7 protein-coding genes and 1 tRNA gene are annotated in these 7,033 nt (G+C 67.9%); 2 read left to right on the top strand and 6 right to left on the bottom strand.

The window, feature by feature from the left end:
* Positions 1–161 precede the first annotated feature (161 nt).
* The 3 genes from arsC to EX88_RS0109330 form a co-directional block, all read right to left on the bottom strand.
* The gene (gene arsC / locus EX88_RS0109345; protein WP_031371734.1) at positions 162–527 is read right to left on the bottom strand and encodes an arsenate reductase (glutaredoxin); all 366 of its coding nucleotides are present in this window, start codon (positions 525–527) and stop codon (positions 162–164) included.
* Between the two features lie 178 nt (positions 528–705).
* Positions 706–780, bottom strand: a tRNA-Val gene (locus EX88_RS0109335).
* Positions 781–921: 141 nt separating this feature from the next.
* Positions 922–1,776 carry a hypothetical protein gene (locus tag EX88_RS0109330; RefSeq protein WP_031371733.1) on the bottom strand — a complete coding sequence of 285 codons (855 nt, stop codon included), beginning with the start codon at positions 1,774–1,776 and terminating at the stop codon, positions 922–924.
* A gap of 182 nt (positions 1,777–1,958) precedes the next feature.
* Here EX88_RS0109330 and EX88_RS0109325 point away from each other — a divergent pair, with 182 nt between their 5' ends.
* A complete protein-coding gene (locus EX88_RS0109325; RefSeq protein WP_036148427.1) occupies positions 1,959–2,363 on the top strand; it encodes a hypothetical protein in 405 nt (134 codons plus the stop codon).
* A gap of 126 nt (positions 2,364–2,489) precedes the next feature.
* Here EX88_RS0109325 and EX88_RS0109320 read toward each other — a convergent pair whose 3' ends face one another.
* Together EX88_RS0109320 and EX88_RS0109315 are read right to left on the bottom strand one after the other, a co-directional pair.
* The gene (locus EX88_RS0109320; protein WP_031371731.1) at positions 2,490–3,116 is read right to left on the bottom strand and encodes a TetR/AcrR family transcriptional regulator; all 627 of its coding nucleotides are present in this window, start codon (positions 3,114–3,116) and stop codon (positions 2,490–2,492) included.
* Positions 3,117–3,150: 34 nt separating this feature from the next.
* Positions 3,151–3,408, bottom strand: a complete 258-nt coding sequence (locus EX88_RS0109315; RefSeq protein ID WP_031371730.1) for an acyl-CoA-binding protein — start codon at positions 3,406–3,408, stop codon at positions 3,151–3,153.
* 152 nt (positions 3,409–3,560) lie between these two features.
* On the opposite strand from EX88_RS0109315, the gene EX88_RS0109310 reads away from it, so the two are divergent.
* The gene (locus EX88_RS0109310; RefSeq protein ID WP_031371729.1) at positions 3,561–5,549 is read left to right on the top strand and encodes an SDR family oxidoreductase; all 1,989 of its coding nucleotides are present in this window, start codon (positions 3,561–3,563) and stop codon (positions 5,547–5,549) included.
* A gap of 287 nt (positions 5,550–5,836) precedes the next feature.
* Here the strand turns inward: EX88_RS0109310 and EX88_RS0109305 are convergent, their stop codons facing one another.
* Complete coding sequence (locus tag EX88_RS0109305) at positions 5,837–6,937, bottom strand: restriction endonuclease (RefSeq protein WP_031371728.1); 1,101 nt, start codon at positions 6,935–6,937, stop codon at positions 5,837–5,839.
* Positions 6,938–7,033 lie beyond the last annotated feature (96 nt).

Genomic DNA, 7,033 nt, shown 5'->3' with positions numbered 1-7,033 from the left:
CGGCGCGCATCCCTGCGCGCCGCCCTCCGGGTCTTCGATTGCCTTCGCTAGTGCGAGTCGGCGCACAGCAACAGCAAAATCTTTGCGGCAACTGCAACTGCAACTGCAACTGCAACGGCAACGGCAACGGCAACGGCAACGGCTTGTCGCCGCGTCTTCGCTCACAGCAATTCCAGCACACGCTCCGGCGGGCGGCCGATCACGGCGCGAGCGGCGTGGACGAAGATGGGGCGTTCGATCAGGCGCGGGTGGGCGGCCATGGCGGCGAGCAGGCGGTCGTCGTCGAGCGCGGGGTCGGCCAGGCCCAGTTGGCGGTACTCGTCTTCGCCGCTGCGCAGCAGGTCGCGGGCCGGCAGGCCGAGCAGGGCCAGCAGGCCGCGCAGTTCGTCGACGCTCGGCGGGGTGTCGAGGTAGGCGACGAGGGTCGGTTCGATGCCGCGAGCCTGCAGCAGTTCCAGGGCGCCGCGCGATTTGGAGCAGCGCGGGTTGTGGTAGAGGCGGGTCGGGGCGGCGTGGGTGTCGGTCATGGCGGGTCCTCACGGTTCGGTGGTCGCGCGGGCGCGGGAGGCTTCGGTGCGGCGCATCGGCAGGGCGGGCCGCGCGAGGCCGCTCGCGCTGGTGCGCGGCCGGGGCTGCGCCCTGGTCGTGCCGCGGTGGCGGCCCGGAAACGAAAAAAGCCGGCTTGCGCCGGCCTTTTCGTGGAACTGGTGGGCGGTGCAGGGTTCGAACCTGCGACCCTCGCCGTGTGAAGGCGATGCTCTACCGCTGAGCTAACCGCCCGAGTTGAATCGGGCCGCAAAGTTTACAGGGGGACTCGCGGAACAGGCAAGCCTCTCGATGAATCGGCCGCAGGGGCGGGCTCTCGGGCGTTCCGCCAGGCCCACGGGAGCGAGCGAGCGCCCTGCGAACCCAGGCCCGCGCTTACTCCAGTTGTTCCTTGGCATAGCCGGCATCCAGCGCTTCCATCGCGTCCAGCGGCTTGAGCTTGGCGGCTTTCTCGTAGGCCGCGGCAGCGGCGTTTTCCTGCTTGTCGCCGTGCAGGAGCATCAGCACATTGCCGTACTCGATGTGGGCGATCGGCGAGTCCGGGGTCAGCTTGACCGCGGCCTTGATGTGCTTCTCGGCTTCGGCCGCCTTGGCGCCGTAGGTCAGGCCGCCGATCATGCCGCCGATCTTGTTGATGATCTCGGCGTGGTACAGGGCCATCGCGGTATGCGCTTCGGCATGTTTCGGCGACAGCTCCAGCGCGGTTTCCAGCGAGCTGCGGACCTTGCCGGCGATGCCGGCCTTGAGCGCCTTGGCGATGCTCAGGCCCTGGCTGTAGCGGCCCAGGGCGAAGGCGTGGCGATAGTGGCTGTTGGCGTCCTCGGGCAGGGCCTTGATCGCGGTCTCGGCGAGCTTGGCGGCCTGCTCGAAGCGCTGCAGCTTTTCGGTGTCGTCGTCGACCAGATAGGTGGCGTGGATGCCCATGGCCTTGACCGCGACGCTGGCGCCGACCGGGCCGAGCGCCTGGCCGGCATCGAAGGCGGCCTTGAAGTCGCCGCGATGGAACGCGCGCCAGGCGTCCTGCAGAGCGGCGGCGAGTGCGTCGGCGTCGAGGCCCTTCGGGGCCGCCTTGCCGGCCGCGCCGATCAGCGCGCTGGCGCGCTTGGCGTCGGGGAAGGGCTCGGTATCGCCGGCGTGCAGCTTGGGCCAGGCTTTCTTGAGGGCGTCGCCGGCGTAGGCGTAGCCCTTGGCATCATGGGGAAAGTTGGCCCAAGCGGATTTGGCAGCCATCTGCAGTCCTTGTCGACAGGTCGGGAAGGCAGCATCCCGCCGTCGCCGTGCTGTGGCAAGAGGGGACGAGGTATCGGCGCTTCGTCGTCAGAAAGCTGAAGCGGCTAGTGTGATTGCTCGATGCTCCGCCGCCACAGTGGCCTGGTGAAACCGCTCATCCGGAGCGGTCAGCGGAGCTAACGATGGCAGCAGTGAAACGCAAGAAACCGGCGGCGAGCGAAACCACGCTGCGCCATGTCTGGCTGGCCGGCCTGGGCCTGGTGGTGTTGGCGCGTCGCGAAGCGATCGCCGCGGCGGGCCGCAGCATCGGCCGTGTCGATGCGCTGCAGCAGCGCGTACGCGATTTCGCCGACGACGCGCGCAGCAACGTGCGCGGCGGCATCGAGAACGTGCGCGATCAGGTCGAGCCCAAGGTCGTCAAATTCAGCGCCGAGGTCGAGGCGCGCCTGGCGCCGGTGCTGGACAAGCTGGGCCTGAAGAAGCCCAAGCGCGGCCAGCGCAAGGCCCGCAAAACCGCGGCGAAGAAGCCGCAGTCGCGCCGGGTGGCGGCGCGCAAGCCGGCGGCGCGTCGCGCCCGCAAGGCCTGATCGGTCCGCTCGCCGCGTCCACGGCGGCGGGTCGGTTCGAACGAACCAGGAAAGGGCGCCTAACGGCGCCCTTTCTGCGTTGGGGTTCGGACTCGGGTTTGGCGCCGCCGGCGAGGGCCCGCCGGTTCAGTCCAGATAGGCCCGGATCAGCGTGTTCAGATGCATGCGCTCGGCGTCGCGCAGGAACGGCGCCAACAGCATCATCACCTGGACGATGCCGTCGCGGATCGCCGCGTGCTCGTCCTTGTCGCCGCGAGCGGCGGCGTAGTTGAGCCAGAAGGTGGCGATGACCAGCACGTTCGTGGCCGTAGCCGCGAGCTCGTCGCCGGACGCGCGCATGATCCCGGCCTGCGACAGCCCGCGCATCACCATGTGGGCCTGTTCATCGGCGCGCTTGAGGATGCGGGCGAAGCGCATGCGCAAGCGGCGGTTGCGGCTGAGGATCTCGACCAGGTCGCGGTAGAGGAAGCGGTAGTCCCAGATGCACTCGAACACCAGGTGCAGTTGCAGCCAGATGTCCTCGAGCCCGGGCAGGCGGCCTTGCGGCGCGGCCAACGCGGCGTCCATGCGCTCCTCGAAGCGCGCGAACAGCTGCTCGATGATGTCGTCTTTGTTGCGGAAGTGGTAGTACAGATTGCCCGGGCTGATCTCCAGCTCGTCGGCGATGTGGTTGGTGGTGACGTTCGGCTCGCCCTGCGCGTTGAACATGGTCAACGCGGTGTCGAGGATGCGCTGACGGGTCTGTTTCGCCATCGGGCGTGCCGTGCAGGGGCGGGCGGGCGCGGCGTCAGCCGCGCAGTTTCTTGACCAGGTCGACGTACTTCTTCTGCGCGTCGGCCTGTGCGGTGCCCTTGAGCTTTTCCCAGGCTTCGTACTTGGCGGTGCCTACGAAGTCGAAGAAGCCGGGCTTGGGACCGCTGACGTCGCCGTCGGCGCCCTGCTTGTACAGCGCGTACAGGCGCAGCAGGGTGTCGTTGTCGGGGCGGTCGGTCAGCGATTGGACGTCTTTGGCGGCTTGTTCGAACGCGGACTGGATATCGGACACGGCGAGCCTCTCCTGGCGCCAGGGTGAAGCGGCATAACAGCATGCACGCCCGGGACGGTCAATACGGAAAGGAATTGTTCCGCGGCACGGGCTCTGGCACCGTAGCGTCATGCCGCCGCATTGGCGGTCGATCGGCCATCCAGGAGAGGGGTATGAGCTATTTCGTCACCGGCGCGACGGGTTTCATCGGTCGCTTCCTCGTCAGCAATCTGCTGAAACGCAAGGGCACGATCCACGTGCTGGTGCGCAAGGACTCGCAGAAAAAGTTCGACGCCACCGCAAAAAAAATGGGCTGGGACCTCAAGCGGGTGATCCCGGTCGCCGGCGACATGACCCAGGCCAAGTGCGGCCTGAGCGCCGCGCAGATCCGCGCGCTCAACGGCAAGATCAAGCACTTCTTCCACCTGGCCGCGATCTACGACCTGACCGCCAGCCCGGCCGCGCAGCGCGCCGCCAACATCGATGGCACCCAGCACGCGCTGGACCTGGGCACGGCGCTCAACGTCGGCTGCTTCCACCACACCAGCTCGATCGCCGCCGCCGGCATGTACCCGGGCGTGTTCCGCGAAGACATGTTCGACGAGGCCGAGGGCCTGGACGATCCCTACCTGCGCACCAAGCACGATTCCGAAGGCCTGGTGCGGGCCGAGAAGCGCATCAAGTGGCGCATCTACCGCCCGGGCATGGTCGTCGGCCATTCCCAGACCGGCGAAATGGACAAGATCGACGGGCCGTACTACTTCTTCACCTTCCTCAAGAAGCTGCGCGAGATGCTGCCGCCGTGGATGCCGATGCTCGGCGTCGAAGGCGGGCGGATCAACATCATCCCGGTCGACTACGTGGTCGATGCGATGGACCACATCGCGCACAAGCCCAAGCTCGACGGGCATTGCTTCCACCTGACCGATCCGGAGCCGCAGCGCGTCGGCGAGGTGCTCAACACCTTCGCCCGCGCCGGCCACACCCCGGAGATGACCATGCGCATCGACGCGCGCATGTTCGCCTTCGTGCCCAGCAGCGTGCGCGGCGCGGTCGGCAACCTGCCGCCGGTGCGGCGTTTCATCGGCATGTTGCTGCGCGACTTCAAGATTCCCAAGGAAACCCTGAAGTTCATCACCTATCCGACCCGCTTCGACAACCGCGAGACCGAGCGCGCGCTGCGCGGCAGCGGCATCAAGGTGCCGAACCTGGACACCTATGCCTGGCGTTTGTGGGACTACTGGGAGCGCCATCTCGACCCGGACCTGTTCATCGACCGCACCCTCAAGGGCAAGGTCCGCAACAAGGTCGTGGTGATCACCGGCGGTTCCTCGGGCATCGGCCTGGCGACGGCGGAGAAGGTGGCCGCGGCTGGCGCGGTGACGGTGATCATCGCCCGCGGCGAAGACGAGCTGTTCAAGGCCCGCGACGCGATGAAGGCCGCCGGCGGCAAGGTCTTCGCCTACACCGCGGACCTCGCCGACATGGCCGACTGCGACCGCCTGGTCAAGCAGATCCTGGACGAGCATGGCCACGTCGACATCCTGGTCAACAACGCCGGCCGTTCGATCCGGCGTTCGATCGAGCTCAGCTACGATCGTTTCCACGACTTCGAACGCACCATGCAGCTCAACTACTTCGGCAGCCTGCGCCTGATCATGGGCTTCATGCCGAAGATGACCGAGCGCCGCAAGGGCCACATCATCAACATCAGTTCGATCGGCGTGCTCGCCAGCTCGCCGCGGTTCTCGGCCTATGTCGCCTCGAAGGCGGCGCTGGACGCGTTCAGCCGCTGCGCCCAGGGCGAGTTGTCGGGCAAGGGCATCAGCTTCACCACCATCAACATGCCCTTGGTGAAGACGCCGATGATCGCGCCGACCAAGATGTACGACAGCGTGCCGACCCTGACCCCGGACGAAGCCGCCGACCTGGTGGTCAAGGGCATCATCGAGAGGCCGACCCGCATCGCCACCCGCCTGGGCATCTTCGCCTCGGTGGTCAACGCACTGGCGCCGAAGGCCTACGAGGTGGTGATGAGCACGGCGTTCGAGTTGTTCCCCGACTCGGCCGCAGCCAAGGGCGACCGCAAGGGGCTCAAGGACGAACACGCCAGCAGCGAACAGATCGCGTTCGCGGCGCTGATGCGCGGCGTGCACTGGTAAGAGTTGCGCGCCGGTCGGTGGCGCGCATCGAGCAGCGAATTCGGGGCGGCTCAGGCCGCCCCGATGCGTTTGCGCGCCTCGGGCCGCGGCCTCCTGTAGGAGCGGCGTAAACCGCGACAGAGGTCCGGTGCGGCCTCGGGATCGCGTCGTGGGCCTGGTTGCGGGTCGCGGCTCACGCCGCTCCTACAAGAGGGGAGGGGTCGACCAAGGCGTGAAACGAAAACAGCGCGCCGTTCGTCGCGGCGCGCTGTGCTCGGGTTCGCTCGGTTCGCTTCGGCGAGCCCGGATCAATAGGCCCGGCACTGGAAGAAGCGCACGCGTGCCTTGCTGCCCGGCGGCGGTTGCAACTGCACGCGCGAGGAGCGCAGGTCGGGATAGGCGTCGAGGATCGAACAGATCCGGTCGATGTCCTGTTGCTGCGCGTCGGTCAGGCGGTAGATCAGCAGGTTCGACGGCGTCGACCACAGGGCGCGTTCGACGCCGTCCAGGGTGGAGATGCTGCGGATGACCTGGGCGCGTTCGGCCGGAGGGTTGCCGGTGTGGTGGACGGCCGTGGGCGGATTCGCCGCTCGCGTGCCGGCGGTAGCCGCCGGAGCGGTCGCAGGCGGCGCCTGCGCGGCCGGCGCCGGGTTCGGTGCGGTTGCGGCCGGCGTCGGTGCAGGCGTGGCCGCAGGCGGCGTTGCGGGCGGCGCAGATGCGGCGGCGGGCGCTGCGGTGTCGGACGGCGCTTCTTGCGAAGCCGCCGGGTCGACCGGCGTGGCCTGCGCGGGCGCCGCAGCGTCGGGCTCGCTGGAAACGAACTGCGGTACGACGAAGCCGGCGATCAGGCCCAGCACGATCGCTGCGGCCCAGGCCCCGACGATGGTGCCGATGCTGCGCTTCTGCGCGGCGGCGATGACCTCGTGCCGGGTCGAAGCCGGCAATTGCGGTTCGACCAGCTCCCACAGCGTCTCGCCGCTGTACAGGTCCAGGCCGTTGGCGACGCGCTCGGAATTGCTGTCGAAGCGCCCCGTGGTGACCATCATCCCGCCCGCGGCGCCGTTGAAGCGCACCGCATCGGCCAGTTCGGCCACGGTCGCCGCCGACACGCGATAGTCGGCGTCGCCGAGCTTGCACGACAGCAGCCATGGCTTGCCGGCGCGCAGCAAGCGCAGCTCGGCCTGGGTGCCGCGGGCGAGGGACTCCTCGACCGACTCGGCTTCGAAGCCGCGTTCGCGCAGGGATTCGACGATCAGGCGGGCGAACTCGCGCCAGCGCATCTTGGCCAGGCCGGCGATACCGGTGGCTACCTCAGTGCGATGACGGCGGTACGACCACAGATAGGCGGTGGACACCAATCCGATCGTCAGTGCGACGGCGGCAGCAGCCCACAGGGAAAAACTCGACATGAAGCGCTAGGCCCATAAAAGACGCTGAGGATATACGGCCTGCGACATCTAGCACTTATACGAACTGAGACGTAGTTCGCGAAATTGACGTGTTCG

This window comes from Lysobacter antibioticus (assembly GCF_000731095.1).
In the GTDB taxonomy this organism is placed as follows: Bacteria; Pseudomonadota; Gammaproteobacteria; order Xanthomonadales; family Xanthomonadaceae; genus Lysobacter; species Lysobacter antibioticus_B.
The sequence above is the reverse complement of the archived record's forward strand: the minus strand, read 5'-3'. Positions and strand labels throughout refer to the sequence as shown.

What these genes read in the sequence shown, in the direction of transcription:
- arsC (WP_031371734.1), bottom strand. Translation starts at nt 527, where the DNA reads ATGACCGACACCCACGCCGCCCCGACCCGCCTCTACCACAACCCGCGC.
- EX88_RS0109310 (WP_031371729.1), top strand. Translation starts at nt 3,561, where the DNA reads ATGAGCTATTTCGTCACCGGCGCGACGGGTTTCATCGGTCGCTTCCTC.
- EX88_RS0109325 (WP_036148427.1), top strand. Translation starts at nt 1,959, where the DNA reads ATGGCAGCAGTGAAACGCAAGAAACCGGCGGCGAGCGAAACCACGCTG.
- EX88_RS0109305 (WP_031371728.1), bottom strand. Translation starts at nt 6,937, where the DNA reads ATGTCGAGTTTTTCCCTGTGGGCTGCTGCCGCCGTCGCACTGACGATC.
- EX88_RS0109320 (WP_031371731.1), bottom strand. Translation starts at nt 3,116, where the DNA reads ATGGCGAAACAGACCCGTCAGCGCATCCTCGACACCGCGTTGACCATG.
- EX88_RS0109330 (WP_031371733.1), bottom strand. Translation starts at nt 1,776, where the DNA reads ATGGCTGCCAAATCCGCTTGGGCCAACTTTCCCCATGATGCCAAGGGC.